At 63.5% G+C, this 15,841-nt stretch carries 13 protein-coding genes; 7 read left to right on the top strand and 6 right to left on the bottom strand.

Features of this window, described 5'->3' with window-relative positions; translation table 11 throughout:
* Nucleotides 1-316: 316 nt before the first annotated feature.
* On the bottom strand, nt 317-1,717 hold the full coding sequence (locus QCE88_RS12905) for a phosphomannomutase/phosphoglucomutase (RefSeq protein WP_309902391.1): 1,401 nt from the start codon (nt 1,715-1,717) through the stop codon (nt 317-319).
* A gap of 499 nt (nt 1,718-2,216) precedes the next feature.
* On the opposite strand from QCE88_RS12905, the gene QCE88_RS12910 reads away from it, so the two are divergent.
* The 5 genes from QCE88_RS12910 to QCE88_RS12930 all read left to right on the top strand — a co-directional run bounded on the left by QCE88_RS12910 (nt 2,217) and on the right by QCE88_RS12930 (nt 7,831).
* Nucleotides 2,217-3,479, top strand: coding sequence for an oligosaccharide flippase family protein (locus tag QCE88_RS12910; RefSeq protein WP_309902393.1), 1,263 nt, complete (start codon nt 2,217-2,219; stop codon nt 3,477-3,479).
* The gene (locus tag QCE88_RS12915) at nt 3,476-4,282 is read left to right on the top strand and encodes a glycosyltransferase (protein ID WP_309902395.1); all 807 of its coding nucleotides are present in this window, start codon (nt 3,476-3,478) and stop codon (nt 4,280-4,282) included. Before QCE88_RS12910 ends, QCE88_RS12915 begins: the two co-directional genes overlap by 4 nt.
* Before the next feature lie 133 nt (nt 4,283-4,415).
* On the top strand, nt 4,416-5,555 hold the full coding sequence (locus QCE88_RS12920; protein ID WP_309902396.1) for a glycosyltransferase family 4 protein: 1,140 nt from the start codon (nt 4,416-4,418) through the stop codon (nt 5,553-5,555).
* 21 nt (nt 5,556-5,576) lie between these two features.
* On the top strand, nt 5,577-6,626 hold the full coding sequence (gene galE / locus QCE88_RS12925; protein WP_409018087.1) for a UDP-glucose 4-epimerase GalE: 1,050 nt from the start codon (nt 5,577-5,579) through the stop codon (nt 6,624-6,626).
* 95 nt (nt 6,627-6,721) lie between these two features.
* Entirely contained in the window at nt 6,722-7,831 is a 1,110-nt protein-coding gene (locus QCE88_RS12930; protein ID WP_309902398.1) for a glycosyltransferase, read from the top strand.
* A 66-nt stretch (nt 7,832-7,897) separates the two neighbouring features.
* Here the strand turns inward: QCE88_RS12930 and QCE88_RS12935 are convergent, their stop codons facing one another.
* From QCE88_RS12935 to QCE88_RS12955, 5 genes are all read right to left on the bottom strand, one after another.
* Nucleotides 7,898-8,605: a dienelactone hydrolase family protein gene (locus QCE88_RS12935; RefSeq protein ID WP_309902400.1), complete on the bottom strand. Its 708-nt coding sequence runs from the start codon at nt 8,603-8,605 to the stop codon at nt 7,898-7,900.
* Nucleotides 8,606-8,648: 43 nt separating this feature from the next.
* Entirely contained in the window at nt 8,649-9,110 is a 462-nt protein-coding gene (locus QCE88_RS12940; protein ID WP_309902402.1) for a hypothetical protein, read from the bottom strand.
* The gene (locus QCE88_RS12945; protein ID WP_309902404.1) at nt 9,107-9,652 is read right to left on the bottom strand and encodes an ImmA/IrrE family metallo-endopeptidase; all 546 of its coding nucleotides are present in this window, start codon (nt 9,650-9,652) and stop codon (nt 9,107-9,109) included. Before QCE88_RS12945 ends, QCE88_RS12940 begins: the two co-directional genes overlap by 4 nt.
* 144 nt (nt 9,653-9,796) lie before the next feature.
* Nucleotides 9,797-10,873, bottom strand: coding sequence for a glycosyltransferase (locus QCE88_RS12950; RefSeq protein WP_309902406.1), 1,077 nt, complete (start codon nt 10,871-10,873; stop codon nt 9,797-9,799).
* Nucleotides 10,874-12,121 (bottom strand): oligosaccharide flippase family protein, encoded by a 1,248-nt coding sequence (locus QCE88_RS12955; RefSeq protein ID WP_309902408.1) that lies wholly within the window; start codon nt 12,119-12,121, stop codon nt 10,874-10,876.
* A gap of 413 nt (nt 12,122-12,534) precedes the next feature.
* Here QCE88_RS12955 and QCE88_RS12960 point away from each other — a divergent pair, with 413 nt between their 5' ends.
* The gene (locus QCE88_RS12960; protein WP_309902410.1) at nt 12,535-13,707 is read left to right on the top strand and encodes a glycosyltransferase; all 1,173 of its coding nucleotides are present in this window, start codon (nt 12,535-12,537) and stop codon (nt 13,705-13,707) included.
* An 861-nt stretch (nt 13,708-14,568) separates the two neighbouring features.
* Entirely contained in the window at nt 14,569-15,825 is a 1,257-nt protein-coding gene (locus tag QCE88_RS12965; RefSeq protein ID WP_309902412.1) for an integrase arm-type DNA-binding domain-containing protein, read from the top strand.
* The last annotated feature ends 16 nt before the right edge of the window (nt 15,826-15,841 follow it).

Raw genomic sequence — 15,841 nt, forward strand, 5'->3', positions numbered from 1 at the left:
CGGGAAGTCCATGGAAGCGCATGGCAAACACAAGGAACCACGCAAAGGCTCGGCGCGAAGGATCCCGCCCCGGGGAGGGGCAGTGCAAGCAGACCGACGTGATAACGGGAAGTCCATGGAAGCGCATGGCAAACACAAGGAACCACGCAAGGGCTCGGCGCGAAGGATCCCGCCCCGGGGAGGGGCAGTGCCAGCAGACCGACGCGAAAACAGGAAATCCATGGAAGCACCGGCAAACGACAACAAGCGCCAGCGAAAAAAAAACGGCACGGTTCCAAACGAAACCGCACCGCTCCGTCAAGCGCCGCCAGAAGCGTCAGAACGGCAATTTGGCGTCCGGCTTCTCCGCCAGAATCACCCGTCGAAAATCTTCCTGAATGCGCTTCAGCGCCCCTTCGCTATCGGCCTCGAACCGCATCACCACGACCGGCGTCGTGTTCGACGACCGCGCCAACCCGAACCCATCCGGATACTCGACGCGCAGCCCGTCGATCGTCAGCACATCATCGGCACCCGTGAACTTCGCGTTCTTCTGCAGCTTCGCGATCAGTTGCACGTTCTCACCCTCTTCCATCTTGATCTGTAATTCCGGCGTCGACAGCGAGTCCGGCAGGTCGTTCAGCAGCTTGCTCGGATCCGCCACCCTCGACAGGATCTCAAGCAGCCGCGCGCCCGTGTACAAGCCATCATCAAACCCGTACCAACGGTCCTTGAAAAACACGTGGCCGCTCATTTCGCCCGCCAGCGGCGCGCCCGTCTCACGCAGCTTCGCCTTCACCAGCGAATGGCCCGTCTTCCACATGATCGGCTCACCGCCCTGTTCACGCACCCACTTCGCCAGATTGCGCGTGCACTTCACGTCATAAATGATCTGGCCACCCTTGTTGCGCGACAGCACTTCCTGCGCGAACAGCATCAGCTGACGATCCGGAAAAATCACCTGGCCATCCTTCGTCACGACGCCCAGACGGTCGCCGTCGCCATCGAATGCAAAACCCACTTCAGCATCGGTTTCCTTCAAGGCCTTGATGACGTCCTGAAGGTTCTCGACGTGCGCCGGATCCGGGTGATGGTTCGGAAAATTGCCGTCGATGTCCGTGAACAGCTCAACCAGCTCGCAGCCAAGCGCCTTGAACAGACGCGGCGCCAATCCACCCGCCACGCCATTACCGGCATCCACGACGATCTTCATCCCGCGCACCGGCTTCACATCCGACACGATACGGTCCAGATACATCTGCTGCACATCGAACTCGGTATAGCTGCCTTCGCCCGTCGCGAAGTCGTTGTCGACAATGCGCTTGTACAAGCCCTGGATCTGCTCGCCGTAGATCGCCGCGCCACGCAGCACCATCTTGAAGCCGTTGTAGTCGGGCGGATTGTGGCTGCCCGTCACGACGATGCACGAATCCACGCGCCGCTCGCCCGACGGCAAGGGCAGCGGCACGCTCGCCGCAAAATAGCCGACCGGCGTCGGCACCATGCCGACATCGATTACATCGACGCCCGCCGCACGCAGGCCATCCGCCAGCGCGCCGACCAGCTCCGGACCGGACAGGCGGCCGTCGCGCGCGACCACGACCGAATCGCCGCCCTGCTTCTTGATCTCGCTGCCGAACGCCTGGCCGATGCTTTTCGCAACGTCGCGATCGACCGTCTTGCCAACGATGCCGCGAATGTCGTAGGCCTTGAAAATGGATTGGGATACTTGGCTCATGAGATGGCTACCTCTTATCGATTGATGAACGAATTCTCGGCGATGCAGCCATGAGGGCATGCAGGTCGTGACGTTGGCCGCCGTCACAGCGCGGATGCCGCGCAAACGACTGCCGGATGACGTGTCGAATTGTGCCTATGCGTCTGTTAAACACATACGACTGAAACAAATCGAAGCAAACCGCAGCAGCACATGCAAACGGAAACACACGGAAGCCGCTATCGGCAGCCGGAGCGGACAGACGCGCTCCGGATCGCACTTATAATCGCTGTCTTTCGGCGCTCTCGTGGCTTTCGCGTTGCGGTAAAAACCGGCGCGTTCATTCTAATCCAATGCTCAAACGCCCTATTGGCCCGATGCCCTGGAATCAAGCGTCTTCGCGCGTCATCCCACATAACGTGACGATTGAATGCCGTTCGTCAGCGGATTACGCGGTTTCGGCGGCCGGACAGTCTTCGGTAGCACGCGGCGTGCCCGTGCACGGCGGGACCCCCGCTGCATGAAGGCCCTGCTGCGCTCCGGCAATCCCGACGTCGCCCGCGCGCTGGCCAACATCGTCTGGCTCGGGCTGGAACGGCTCACGCAGATTGCAGTCGCCATCGTCATTGCGGGCGTGCTGGCGCGCTATTTCGGCCCTGACGACTTCGGCAAATGGCAATACGCCAACACGCTGCTGCTCGTGATCGCGCCGGTCACGTGGGTCTGCGGCGCGGAAATCCTCGTCCCGACCATCGTGCGCCGCCCGCCCGCCGACACCGGCATCGTGCTCGGCAGCGCGTTCGTGCTGCGCATGGGCGTCTCGATCCTCGCGCTCATCGCCACCTGGATCTGGATCGCGGCGGGCGGCATCGACCCGACCGTCGGCCTCATGCTCGCCGGTCTCGCCGTGACGATGCTGTTCCGCGAGCCGTTCATCGGCGTCGTCAATTCCTGGCTGCAAAGCCAGACCTATAGCAAGCCGCAACTGCTCGCCAGCATGCTGGCCGCAATCGTCAAGGCGGCGCTGGTCTACGCGCTCGTACGCGTCGCGGCGGCGCCGTCGCGTTTCGGCTGGCTGTGGGCGCTCGAAGCGGCGGCAATCGGCGCGGCGCTCGTGCTGTATTACATGCGACGGCACGGCGGCCGCCTCGGCTGGCGCGTCGACCGCGCGCTCTTCCGGCATTTCGCGAGCGCGGGCACGGTGTTCTGGCTCGGACTCATCTGCATGTACCTGTTCCTGAAACTCGACCGGCTGATGCTCGCACATCGCGTGTCGTTCGCCGAACTGGGCCTGTATTCCGCCGCGCAGCAACTCAACGAGAACTGGATCGCGCTCGCGCTGATGCTCGCGCAGACCATCGCGCCGGCCTTCGTGTACCGCGTGCAGGACACGCGGCTGTTGCGGCGCAACCTGCTGCGCCTGTTCGCGATGACCGCCGCGCTGATGATCGCAGGCGCCGCCGTGCTGGACGCGCTCGGCGGCTTCATCATCGCGCGCGTGTTCGGACCGAACTACGCAGACGCCGCCAGCCTGTTCCGCTGGGCCGTGTGGCTGTCGGTGCCGGCGGGCATCGAGGCGATCGGCAATCTGGTCGTGCTCAAATATCAGGCGAAGTACGTGCTGTTGTCGAAGTGGCTGCTCGCGCTCGCGGTCGCGTTCGCGGTGAACCTGATCACGATCCCGCGCTTCGAGGGCTATGGCGCGCTGATGGGCCTGGCGGCGGGTTATGTGGCGGCGGCATCGGTGAACTTCTATTACCTCCGTTTCCGGCTGCGCGCATGAATGCCCTTTCCGATGTGATGCTGCTGCTGCCCGCCTTCAACGGCCAGGCCGAGGTCGAGCGCACGCTTGCGTCGTTCCGGGAAACCTCGCCGGTGCGCGTGCTGATCGTCGACGACGGCAGCACCCCGCCGATCACCGCGCCCACGCTGGCGAACATGCAGATCGAGATCCTGCGGATGCCGCGCAACGGCGGCATCGAACGGGCATTGCAGGCCGGCATCGAAGCGCTGGCGGCGCGCGGCGTGCGCTATGCGGCGCGCATCGACGCCGGCGACCTCGCCACGCCCGGCCGTCTCGCGAAGCAGCGCGCCTATATGGAAGCGCATCCGCGCGTCGCGGTGCTGGGCATGTGGACCCATGTCGTGTCCACCGCGGGCGCGCCGCTGTTCGACCTGAAGCCGCCGTGCGAGCCGTCCGCGCTGCGCCGCCTGGTGCTGGCGCGCACCTGTTTCACCCATCCTTCGCTGATGCTGCGCGTCGACGCGGTGATCGAGGCGGGCAATTACCGCGCGCGTTATCGTGCCGCGGAGGATCTCGACCTGATCCTGCGCCTCCTGCAGCATCACGACGGTGCGAATCTGCCGGAGTTCGGCCTGATATACGAACTCAACGAGGCCGGCATCAGCGCGACGAAACGGCGGACACAGGTGGTCTCGACCTTGCAACTGCAACTGCGCCATCTGCGCGTGACGAATCCGCTGGACTGGCTGGGCATCGTCAAAAGCGTCGCGCATCTGGCGCTGCCGTACAGTCTGCTGCGCGGCCTGAAGGCGAAACTCATGCGCTCCACACCCGTCGCCTGACGCTTTTTTGTCGATTTGTTTTCACATTGTTTTGCGCTACGTTGAGCGCACGGCGATCCGCGCGGCGCCTGTCCACTCACCCGCCACTCGATGGCACGCCGCGCGATCCATGCCGTCGAACCATGACCTCCGGATGACGAAAGAAAAGTCGAGTCTTCGCATTGCCCTCGTCTGCAACACTGCATGGGCGATCTACACTTACCGGCGCGGCCTGCTGCGCATGCTGACCGCACGCGGCGCGGAGGTGACGATTCTCGCGCCGCGCGACCGCACCTTCGGGCCGCTTGCCGAGATGGGCTGCCGCTGCGTCGAATTGCCGGTGGCCTCGAAGGGCACCGATCCGCGCCAGGACCTGAAGACGCTCGCCGCGCTGTACCGCGCCTATCGGACGACGCGCCCGCACCTCGTGTTTCACTACACGATCAAGCCGAACATCTACGGAACGCTCGCCGCGATGCTCGCGCGCGTGCCGTCGATCGCCGTCACGACGGGCCTGGGCTACGTGTTCATTCAGAAAAGCCGCACGGCGCAGGTGGCGAAACAACTCTACCGCCTCGCGTTCCGTTTCCCGCGTGAGATCTGGTTCCTGAATCAGGACGACCATGCGGCTTTCATGCAGGAAAGGCTGCTGGCGCATCCGGATCGTGCGCGGCGGCTGCATGGAGAAGGCGTCGATCTCGATGATTTTGCGTTCACCCCGCCGCCCGCCCGCGAGGATTTCGTCTTCATCCTGATCGGCCGGTTGCTGTGGGACAAGGGCGTGGCCGAATACGTGGAAGCCGCGCGGCGCCTGAAGGCACGCTTTGCGCACGTACGCTTCCAGCTGCTCGGTCCGGTCGGCGTCGACAATCCGAGCGCGATCAGCCGCACGGACGTGGCGCAATGGGAAGCCGAGAATATCGTCGAGTACCTGGGCGAAGCGCACGACGTGCGCCCGTTCATCGCCGCGGCGGACTGCGTCGTGCTGCCGTCGTACCGGGAAGGCGTGCCGCGCACGCTGATGGAAGCCTCGGCGATGGGCCGTCCGATTGTCGCCACCGACGTCCCGGGCTGCCGCGAAGTGGTCGAGCACGGCGTGACCGGGCTGCTCTGCGAAGTAAAAAGCGCGGACAGCCTGACCCAGGCACTCGAGCGCATGCTGACGCTGCCCGCCGCCGAACGCGCGGCGATGGCGCAGCGCGGCCGCGCCAAGGTGGCCCGGGAATTCGACGAGAAGAATGTCGTCGAACGCTACAAGGGCACAATACATGCCATCACCGGCATTTCACTCTGATTCGAGTTATTTGGAGAGCGCATGATGAATGGCAAGCAGTCGCTGAACAACGCGACCCAGGGCACGATTCTCGTCACCGGCGGGGCAGGCTTCATCGGCACGCACACCTGCGTCGAACTCCTCGGCGCCGGCTATGACGTGGCGGTCATCGACAATCTCGTGAACAGCCGTGCCGAATCGCTGCAACGCGTGGAGCAGATCACCGGCAAGCGCGTGGCGTTCTATCAGGCAGATTCCCGCGACGAAGCCGCGCTCGAACGCATCTTCGACGCGCACGACATCACCGGCGCCATTCACTTCGCGGCGCTGAAGGCCGTGGGCGAGTCGGTGGCGAAGCCGGTCGAGTATTACGCGAACAACGTCGGCAGCCTGCTCGCCGTGCTCAAGGTGATGAAGGCGCGCAACGTGCGCAACTTCGTGTTCAGTTCGTCCGCGACGGTGTACGGCGTGCCGAAGAGCGTGCCGATCGACGAATCCTTCCCGCTCTCGGCGACCAATCCCTACGGCCAGTCGAAGCTCATCGCCGAGCAGATCCTGCGCGATCTGGAAGTCTCGGACCCGTCATGGCGGATCGCCACGCTGCGCTATTTCAATCCGGTGGGCGCGCACGAAAGCGGCTTGATCGGCGAGGATCCGGCAGGCGTGCCGAACAACCTGATGCCGTATGTGGCGCAGGTCGCCGTCGGCAAGCTGGAGCGCCTGCGCGTGTTCGGCAGCGACTACGAGACCCACGACGGCACCGGCGTGCGCGATTACATCCACGTCGTGGACCTGGCGCGCGGGCATATCGCGGCCATCGACGCGCTGCGCCGCCTGGACCGCAGTTTCGTCGTGAACCTGGGCACGGGCCAGGGCTACAGCGTGCTCGATGTCGTCAAGGCGTTCGAGGCGGCGTCAGGCAAGCCGGTGCCCTATGAACTGGTGCCGCGCCGTCCGGGCGATATCGCCGCATGCTATGCCGACCCTACCGCCGCGGCCGAGTTGATCGGCTGGCGCGCGCAGCATGGCATCGAACGCATGTGCGAGGATCACTGGCGCTGGCAGTCGCAGAATCCGCGCGGGTTTGCTTGAGGTTTGCTTGAAGCGTGGCTTCAGGCGTCGCGCTCCGGATCGTCCCTGCCAATGAGGTACGATGCGGGGCGCAACCCCTCCTCCGGTTCATTTTCATGCTTAGTTTCGCGCTTGCCTTCCTGATTTCGCTGCTGGTGACGCTGTTCATCGTGCGCTTCGCCCATCTCCAGGAAAGCGTGCTCGGTGACACCGACCTCGCCGGCGTGCAGAAATTTCATGCGCATCCGGTGCCGCGCATTGGCGGCGTCGGCATCCTGTGCGGACTGACCGCTTCCGCCGTGCAGTTGCGCTGGGGCTATCCGGCGGTGTCGGGCGGCATTCTCGGCATCATTGCGTGCGGCATGCCGGCGTTCCTGTCCGGGCTCGTCGAGGACCTGACCAAGCGCGTGTCGCCGCTGGTGCGACTGCTTTGCACGATGGCCGCGGCCGGACTCGCGTATGCGTTTCTCGACATCGCCGTGACGCGCATCAGCGTGCCGTCGCTCGATTTCCTGCTCTCCTACGCGGTCATTTCCTGTGCGGTGACCGTGCTCGCGGTCGCGGCGCTCGCCAATGCGGTGAACATCATCGACGGCTTCAACGGCCTCGCCTCGATGGTCACCTTCATGATGTTTGCCTCGCTCGCCTATGTGGCGTTCCAGGTGCATGATCCCGTGGTGCTGTCGGGCTCGCTCATCATGATGGGCGCGGTGATGGGCTTCTTCATCTGGAACTTTCCGGCCGGGCTGATCTTTCTCGGCGACGGCGGCGCCTACTTCGTCGGCTTCATGCTCGGCGAGCTGGCCATCATGCTCGTGATGCGCAACCGCGACGTGTCGGCCTGGTATCCGGTGCTGCTGTTCATGTACCCGATCTTCGAAACCTGCTTCTCGATCTATCGCAAGAAATTCATTCGCGGCATCTCGCCGGGCATTCCGGACGGCGTGCATCTGCACATGCTGGTCTACAAGCGTCTGATGCGCTGGGCCGTCGGCGTGAAGAACGCGCACGAATTGACGCGGCGCAACTCGCTCACTTCGCCGTACCTCTGGCTGCTGTGCCTGATCGCCGTGATTCCGGCGACGCTTTTCTGGCGGCACACGCTGCATTTGTTCTGCTTCGTCGTGGTGTTCGCCGCCACCTACGTGTGGTTGTATGTGAGCATCGTGCGCTTCAAGTCGCCGCGCTGGCTGGTGTTTCGACGGCCGCATACGGTGAAGAAATAAGCGTCGAGAAATGAACGCGCGCCGCCCTGCTTCGGGCGGCGTTTTTTCTGGCGCGGCCGACGCAGGTCATTTCAGGTGCTGCGCGAAGAATGCAGAGGTGCGACCGTTGGCGAGCTGCGCGGCGGCGGCGTCGTAATGCACGCCCTGGTTGCGCGCGAATGCGTGATGACAGCCGGGATAGGTGAACGCCTCGATGTTCGCTTGTCCCTGCACGGCGGCCAGTACGCGGTTGCGTGCCTCCGCCGGAATGAATTCGTCCGCTTCGGCGAGATGCAGCATCAGCGGAATGCGTATCTTCGGCACTTCGCCGAGATGCTGGTCCGTGCCGCCGCCGTAGTACGCCACCGCTGCATCGACGTCCGTGCGGGCAGCCGTCAGAAACGACAACAGCCCGCCGAGACAGAAGCCGACCACGCCGATCTTGCCCTGCACCTGCGGCAGCCCCCGCGCGAAGCCGATGGTCGCGGCGATGTCCTCGACGCCCGTGTTCAGGTCGAACGCGTTGTAGTACTTCATGGCCTGCTGCCATTCGGCTTCGGTGCGATCCGTGAGAACGACATTCGGTTCGAGACGCCAGAACAGGTCCGGGCACAACGCGACATACCCTTGACGCGCGTATTCGTCGCAGGTTTCGCGCATGTCGCCGTTGATGCCGAAGATTTCCTGGATGACGATGACCGCGGATGCGGGGGTCTGCGCGGGCGTCGGGGCCGGATAGGCAACGTAGGCGTCGAAGTTGCCGTCCGGGGTGGAGATGCTGAGCATGTCGGACATGAAAGTCTCCTGTGCGAGATGGAATGGAGGGTGCAATGCGCGATCAGGTCGCGGGCTTGCTGCGGTTCAGGTACTGCTTGAAAAGGTCAGCCAGTTCCTTGAGCAGGGCTTGCCAGAGGGTGGGTTCGTCCCTGTCGTCTTCCTTTTCGCCCGGTTCCCTGAAGACCAGGCGGATGAGAGGGAGCAGCGAAACAGCGACCAGTGAAGCGATGACCACCAGCGGCATCACCAGCAGGACTGCCTGAGGCGGACTCGTTTGAACTGATTCGCCGAAAACTCTAAGGCCGAATGCCCGCACCCACCACGCAAACATGGCGACGAGGCCGAAGATCAAAAAGGTCACGCCAAAGAAGGCATAGTGTCGTAGTTTGCGATATTGCTGACGATCGGCAATATGCTCTTCGAGCACAGACGCATTCCGGATCGTCCACTGTTCTTCCGAGTGCTCGCGCACTCTCGGCGAGCTATTGCCGGTGCTCGCGTCCTGCTGCGATTCGATGTTCATGGTAGCCAGCCCAATCTTCTGAGTTTGTAGTGCAATGCTTTGTCCGTGACTCCGAACATGGTCCTCAGTTTCTCGAGGCTGAATATCTTCCTTTTGTAGATCAGAATTTCAACCGCGAAACTGGGAATCAACAACTCGAGCGCAAACAGGTTCGCTTGTCTCTCGCGTATGTCCAGTTGTATGGGTTCCAGTTCCTGCTCGACGTCGACAAATCTGGCCCCGCCATGCAGCATGAAGTGTCCTAGTTCATGAGCAATCACGAAGCGCTGGCGCAGCGCAGACGTGTCAGGATGCACATCAATGCAAGCCAGACCGCCCTCGTATTGAATACGGCCGACCGCCGTGCCCAATTCCGGGTCCTGCCTGACCGCGATGCCCGCTGCACGTGCAATGACGGCAGGATTGACCGGCAGATTGCCGTCCCAGAACTCGGAGAGCATGGATTGCGCGGCCATCTTCGTCATTAATTTTCTTCCCTTCATCATCCCATCCCGTAACAGATGCTTCGCCATCCTTGGCGTTTTGGCGATGGAGTCTATCATCGGGTTTTGCGCGTCTCTACGCACCTAGTCCGAATGGCTAGCGTCATGACGAAGAAAAGGATGCGGCGCGCGTCGGGGGCATCGATAACCCCTGACAAAAGGACAGAAAGCCGACCGCGTTAGAAGCCAGAAGACAACAAAGAATCAGACCGCCGCCGCGCGCAGTGGCCGCGTGACCTCGCGTGCGACGGCCAGATAACGCGCTGCCGTATCCGCGAGCGTGAGCCCCGGCAGCGGCCGGTGCGAACGCGGTTCGGCGAGCGCGCGCACGAGGGCGTCGGCGTAGGCCTGGGTATCGTCGGGATCGCACAGATGCACGCCGGGCAGATCCGCGGCGAAACCGAACGGCCGGATGGTGCTGGCCACCACCGGCAGTCCCGAGGCGAGCGCCTCGAGAAACGCGATGCTGTGCCCTTCCGAGCGCGACGGCATCGCAAACACGCTGGACGAAAACAGCAGGTCGGCGACATCCGTGCGCGGCCCTTGCAGGCTGACACGGTCCGCCAGCCCGAGCTTGTCGATCAGATCGCCCACGGCCGCGTGATACGCCGGATCCTCGATCACGCCGCACAACAGCAGCCGCGCGGCGGGCACCCGCTCGACGACCTGGCGGAACGCGTGCACCGTCGAAAGCTGGTTCTTGACCGACGTATAGCGCCCGATCTGCACGATCCGCGCAGTCTCCGGCGCCTGGGTGCGCGTGCGCATGCCGAAACGCGACATGTCGACGCCATTGGGGATCAGCGTCATCGAAGGATGGCGGCCGACCGCGCCGACGTAATCGTCGATGTTGTTCGGCGACACCGCGATCACCGCGCGCGCCCGGTGCGACAGCAGGCGCTCGACGCTGCGGAACATCGAGCGCTCGAAGTCGTTCGCAGCCGAATGCATCACATACACGACCGGCACCGCGAGCGGCAGCGCGCGTGCATAGAACGCGGGAATGGTCGCGTGCGCGAACAGCACGTCGGCACGATAGCCGCGCAGCGTGCGATACAGGTTCCACAGCTTGCCGAAGCGGCCGTGCCGGCGCTCTGGAAACAGACACTGCACGCCGCTGGCGACGAGTTCCGCGCTGAGCGCCGTGAAATCCTCGTGCGCCGGCATCAGCGAGGCCACCGCGACCGTTTCGCCCCCCTTCTGCTGATGAATCGCGAGATCTTTCGCCAGGACTTCGGCGCCCGACAGGCGCGGCGTCAGCACGAGGTGGACTATGCGCATTCACGCCTCCCGCATGATTCGGAACAGCATCCAGCTCGCGGCCGAGGCAAGCCCGACCGTCATGGCCCAGGCGATGCCCGTGACGCCCCACAGATGCGTCGCGACCGGCACGGTCACGCACAGCACGATGGCCTGGATGATCGACGCATGCGTCGCGACCTTCGGCAGACCGGCGGCGCGCAGCCACGAGACCAGCACGGCGATGATCGCGCCGATCGCCATGTTGATGGCGAAGATCCTGAAGAGCGGCACGGCGGACAGCCAGGCCGGACCGAGCACGAAGTTGAAGAGCGGCTCGGCCGCCCAGCGCAGCACGACGACGAACAGCGCCAGCCCGAGCGCCGCGAGCAGCAGATAGCGGCGGAACAGCTTGCGCGCGGCCTGCACGTCGCGCCGGTGATGCTCGGAGAAGGTGGGAAACAGATACTGCGACATCGCGATGGCGGCATCGGCGAGCAGCATCTGCGCGAGTTTCGACGACATCTGGTACGCGCCCAGCTGGACCGGGCCGAGCAGCTTGGCGACGACCACCTTGTCGAACTGATTGAGCAGCAGGTTGACCACGCTGCCCGCCCAGATCCAGCGGCTGAAGTTCACGTAGTGGCCGATTCCCGTGAAGGAGAAGCGCAGGGGCGGGCGCGGCGCCATGCTGGTCCAGGTGAGCGCGGTCTTGAGCAGCTCGCCCGCGACGAGGCCGATCAGCACGGAATACGCGCCCGCGCCGGACAGTGCGCATATGAGGCCGATGGCGCAGTCGGTGAACGCGGCGGAAGTTTCGACGCCCGCTAGCTTCTGGAAGCCGCGCTGGCGGGTGACGACGAAATACGCGGGCGAGGCGACGCCGCGCAGCAGCGGCAGCACGGCGGCGAGCAGGATCAGTCCGACCGAACCGCTCAGATGAAACTGACTGCTCATGAAGGGTGCGAGGGCGGCGAGCAGCAGGCCGATCACCATGCCGCGCATGGCGAGCGTGGTCCAGACCGCGCCGAGTTCGCTGTGGGTGGGCGCATCGCGCCCTTGCACGACGGCCTGGGCGAGACCGGTATCGGAGAGCGATTCGGCGATGGCGACCGCGAGCAGCGCGATGCTGACCGCGCCGATGGCTTCCGGCCCGAGAATCCGGCCGATGGCGAGAAACTTGATGGCCACGAACCCGCGCACGACGACTTGCTGGAGCAGCACCCAGAACGCTGCATCGTGTTCGAAACGCGCGCGTGCTGGAAGAAAAGGAAGCCGGACCGATCTCACTCGAATTCCCCGCGCAACTGAGATTTCAATTCGTGGTGCCGCGATAGGTCGGTATCGCGTGCGGACCACCTTGCGAGCCGTTGCAACGCCTTGTCCGGACGGCGATGCGAGCGCGGCCGCGCTTCTTTTCAGGCGACTGTGGCAAAAGTATCGTGCGCCGTGTCGCGACGGACGCCAACGCGTAGTCGAAATCGGCCCGAAATGGGTAGCGATGCGGATTGCGGGCGCGTCGCCGTTGCGAATCTTGTTTTGGACAGCGCTTTGAGCACGCGGATAAACGCTCAAATATGGCGTTCGATGACGTGCGCGCGGTGCTAGTGTTGATTCGTCGGCGCAATCGACGGACGTCGGCGGCGTTGTCCTGTCCGCTTCACGCGTGACCCACGTGCACAGAGACCGCAAGGGCCCCTGCGATGACCGAAAGTGTCTTCATCATCGAACCCGACTTCAGCGGCCACCGCTGGCGTTATGCCGAATGGGCGGCGAATGCATATATGGAAGCGGGATTCCGCTGTGTGATCGTGACGGACCCGTGCAACGAAGACCATCCGCTGGCGCGCCGGATTCGCGAGGCGGCGCCGTCCGGTCTCGACATCGTGTTTGTCGCGCCGCCGGCGCAAGGCGGCGCGCTGGCGTCGAGGGTGAGTTATGCCCGGATGCACCGGCAGTTCCGGCACATGTATGGGGTGGCGAGCCGCGAGCGGCGGGCGGCGCTGGTCGTTGTACCTTATGTCGACTACTTCCTTCTTGCCCTGCCGTTCCTGGGATCGCCGTTTGGCGCGACGCCCTGGGTGGGCATTACGATGCGCTCGAACTTTCACCATCACCGTGTGGGCGTGCGCGCGCCGCGCCGGCCTGTGGTCAATGCGATCAAGGGGACGTTGTTCGCGCGTGCGATTCGGGCGGGCGGCATGAAGACCTTGCTGACGATCGATCCGACCTTGCCGGACTGGTGGAAGCGCCGGGCGCATGCGGCGGGCGCGAGCATCGACTATCTGGCTGATCCGTTTCCCGATGCGCGCGCCGCCGATCCGGCCGCTGCTCGTGCGCGGCTGGGGCTGTCGGACGGCACGCATGTGCTGGTGTATGGGGCGATCAACGATCGCAAGGGCGTGTTCGAGTTGATCGAGGCGCTTGGGCGACGGGCGAGCGGCTCGCATGGGCCGACGCTGGTGATCGCGGGGGCGCAGGATGCGGAGACGCGCGCCCGGCTGAGTGCGGCGCTGGCGGCGCTGACACCGGCGCCGGTGGTGTTTGATCGTTTCATTTCGGGCGAGGACGAGCTTGATCTGTTTTCAGCGTGCGATGTGGTGTGGCTTGGGTACAAGGGGCACTACGGGATGAGCGGCGTGCTGGTGCAGGCGTATCGCTTCGGGAAGCCGGTCGTGGCGACGGCGGATGGTTTGATTGGATGGTTCTGCCGGACCGGGGAGCTTGGACCCGTGGTCGAGGATCTGGCGGTTGCGTCGATCAACCGGGCACTCGATGATGTTCTCGCAAGAAGGGGACGGCTGCAGGTGGCCGGGCATCTGTTGGAGCGCAACACGCTTGCGCAGTTTAAGGAGACTTTGAGGCAGGCGGTTTGAAGGGGCTTTCTGCTTGCGCTTGTTGTTGTTTGCTTGCGCTTGTTGTTGTTTGCTTGCTTGCGCTTCTATGGAATGCCTGTAGTCGCGTCGGTCTATTTGCACTGCCCCTCCCCGGGGCGGGGGTAACTTTCTTTGCGGCTGCAAAGAAAGTCACCAAAGAAAGCAGCTTTCTTACCGCCCAAGGTTCACTAGCGGCACGACACAGAAAAACCTCACTGGCCCTGCACTAGCGAGTGCCCTCACAAGCCTAACCGGGCTTGGATCGCGGACCCACTGTGAAATCGCACCCTTGAACAGACTGGTGCAGCCCTTGCAGGCTCCGGCGCTGCGCTTCGCGCCGCCGTCCGGTCAATCGGGTCTGCCGGTGCGTGCTTGCTGACCCATCCATCTCGGCTAACGCGTCCATCTCACTGTACCGCCCCGCCCCTCGTTGGTTTCCCTTGCATACCCTTCGGCAGCGCGTAGCGCTGGGCCGGCGCTTTCAATGGCTGCACCAGTTTGTTAAACGGCGCGTTGTCACGGTGGGTCCGCGGTCCACGCCCGGTGTGGCCTATGAGGGCACTCGCTAGTGCCGGGCCAGTCTGGTGTTTCTGTGTCGTGCCGCTGGGTGGTCCTTGGGCGGTAAGAAAGCTGCTTTCTTTGGTGACTTTCTTTGCAGCCGCAAAGCTAGTTTTCAATCTGTCTAGTTTAGAGTAGATTCGTTTAGGTCGGCTCACTCCCATAAGAGCCTTACTGGATAAGGGTTTGGTAGAATTTAGGAAGCTGAACAAGACAGTTCAGACCCAAACAAACCTAAACTGATCTAAACCGAAGTGTTGGATGGAGTGTTGGGTTGAAATCCACGCTAGACAGGCCTCTATCATGCGCGAAATCAACAAACTGACCCCGGCTGAGGTCAAGGCCCGCACTCAAAGCGGCAACCTGAGCGACGGCGGCGGCCTGCTGCTCCAAGTCACCAAGACTGGCGGCAAAAGCTGGACCTATCGCTATCAACTGAACAAGGTCCGCCGCGACAAGGGCATTGGCCCTTATCCGACCTTCAGCCTCGCGCAGGCCCGCGAGCGTCGTGACGAACTGGCCCGCCTCGTGAAGCGCGGCATCGACCCGATTGAACATCACCGGGACGCGCTCGTGCAGGCAGCAGCAGCGACGGCGAAGCGTGTCACCTTCGCGACAGCCTGTGAAGCCTTCATGGCCGTGCGCAGCAAGACGCTGAAAACCGAAAAGCAGGTCAAAAGCTGGGACCGTACATTCGCACTCGCAGGCAAGGTGCTGAAGGGTTTCTATGTGCATGAGGTCAGCCGCCAGCATATCGTCGCCTGTCTTGAGCCGGACTGGATCGAAAAGAACCCGACCGCCGTCGAGAACATGCTACGCCTGCATGCGCTGTTCAAGTGGTCGATCGTGCGCTTTGAACTCGGCGGCGCGAACCCAGCCTCCATCCCGGAACTTGAACAACTGCTGCCGAAGGTCACGAAAAACACTGACGAGAACGAGGGCGACGCTGACGATGGTCGTGCTTCCCTGCCGTGGCTCGACCTGCCTGCCTGTATGACGAAGGTCCGGGCCGACAGGACAATGGAAGCGCAGGCGATGGAATTCATCATTCTCACGGGCGCGCGGCTCGAAGAGGCCCTGCAACTGACTTGGCAGGAACTCGACCTGACGGCCAAAAAGTGGACCGTCCATAAAAGCCGCATGAAGGCAGGCAAGACGCAGACTGTACCGCTGGCGGCTCAGGCCGTTGACCTGCTCAAGGCCCTGCCGAGCTATAACAGCGGCGAGCCGAACCCCGAAGGCCTTGTATTCACGGCTCAGCGCGGCGGCAAGGTGTACGGCGCCGCACTGCTCAAGCTCCTGCGCCGCATCGGTTACACCGTCGAACAGGTCACGACGCACGGCATGCGCAAGTCGCTGCGCACCTATCTCGGCGAGGTCCTTAAGGTTAGAGAGGAAGTTGCCGAGGCCGTGATTGCACATGACACGCGCAGCCGCATCCGCAAGACCTACGAGCGGACCCGCTTCTATGACGAGCGCATCGACCTCATGACGAAGTGGGCGAACTACACCGACGAGCGCATCGCGAAGGTTGCGAAGTTGCCAAAGCACGCGGCATAGCGACAGAGCGACCCGC

It is taken from the genome of Caballeronia sp. LZ035, assembly GCF_031451175.1.
Classification (GTDB): domain Bacteria; phylum Pseudomonadota; class Gammaproteobacteria; order Burkholderiales; family Burkholderiaceae; genus Caballeronia.

What these genes read in the sequence shown, in the direction of transcription:
- QCE88_RS12905 (WP_309902391.1), bottom strand. Translation starts at nt 1,717, where the DNA reads ATGAGCCAAGTATCCCAATCCATTTTCAAGGCCTACGACATTCGCGGC.
- QCE88_RS12910 (WP_309902393.1), top strand. Translation starts at nt 2,217, where the DNA reads ATGAAGGCCCTGCTGCGCTCCGGCAATCCCGACGTCGCCCGCGCGCTG.
- QCE88_RS12915 (WP_309902395.1), top strand. Translation starts at nt 3,476, where the DNA reads ATGAATGCCCTTTCCGATGTGATGCTGCTGCTGCCCGCCTTCAACGGC.
- QCE88_RS12920 (WP_309902396.1), top strand. Translation starts at nt 4,416, where the DNA reads ATGACGAAAGAAAAGTCGAGTCTTCGCATTGCCCTCGTCTGCAACACT.
- galE (WP_409018087.1), top strand. Translation starts at nt 5,577, where the DNA reads ATGATGAATGGCAAGCAGTCGCTGAACAACGCGACCCAGGGCACGATT.
- QCE88_RS12930 (WP_309902398.1), top strand. Translation starts at nt 6,722, where the DNA reads ATGCTTAGTTTCGCGCTTGCCTTCCTGATTTCGCTGCTGGTGACGCTG.
- QCE88_RS12935 (WP_309902400.1), bottom strand. Translation starts at nt 8,605, where the DNA reads ATGTCCGACATGCTCAGCATCTCCACCCCGGACGGCAACTTCGACGCC.
- QCE88_RS12940 (WP_309902402.1), bottom strand. Translation starts at nt 9,110, where the DNA reads ATGAACATCGAATCGCAGCAGGACGCGAGCACCGGCAATAGCTCGCCG.
- QCE88_RS12945 (WP_309902404.1), bottom strand. Translation starts at nt 9,652, where the DNA reads ATGATAGACTCCATCGCCAAAACGCCAAGGATGGCGAAGCATCTGTTA.
- QCE88_RS12950 (WP_309902406.1), bottom strand. Translation starts at nt 10,873, where the DNA reads ATGCGCATAGTCCACCTCGTGCTGACGCCGCGCCTGTCGGGCGCCGAA.
- QCE88_RS12960 (WP_309902410.1), top strand. Translation starts at nt 12,535, where the DNA reads ATGACCGAAAGTGTCTTCATCATCGAACCCGACTTCAGCGGCCACCGC.
- QCE88_RS12965 (WP_309902412.1), top strand. Translation starts at nt 14,569, where the DNA reads ATGCGCGAAATCAACAAACTGACCCCGGCTGAGGTCAAGGCCCGCACT.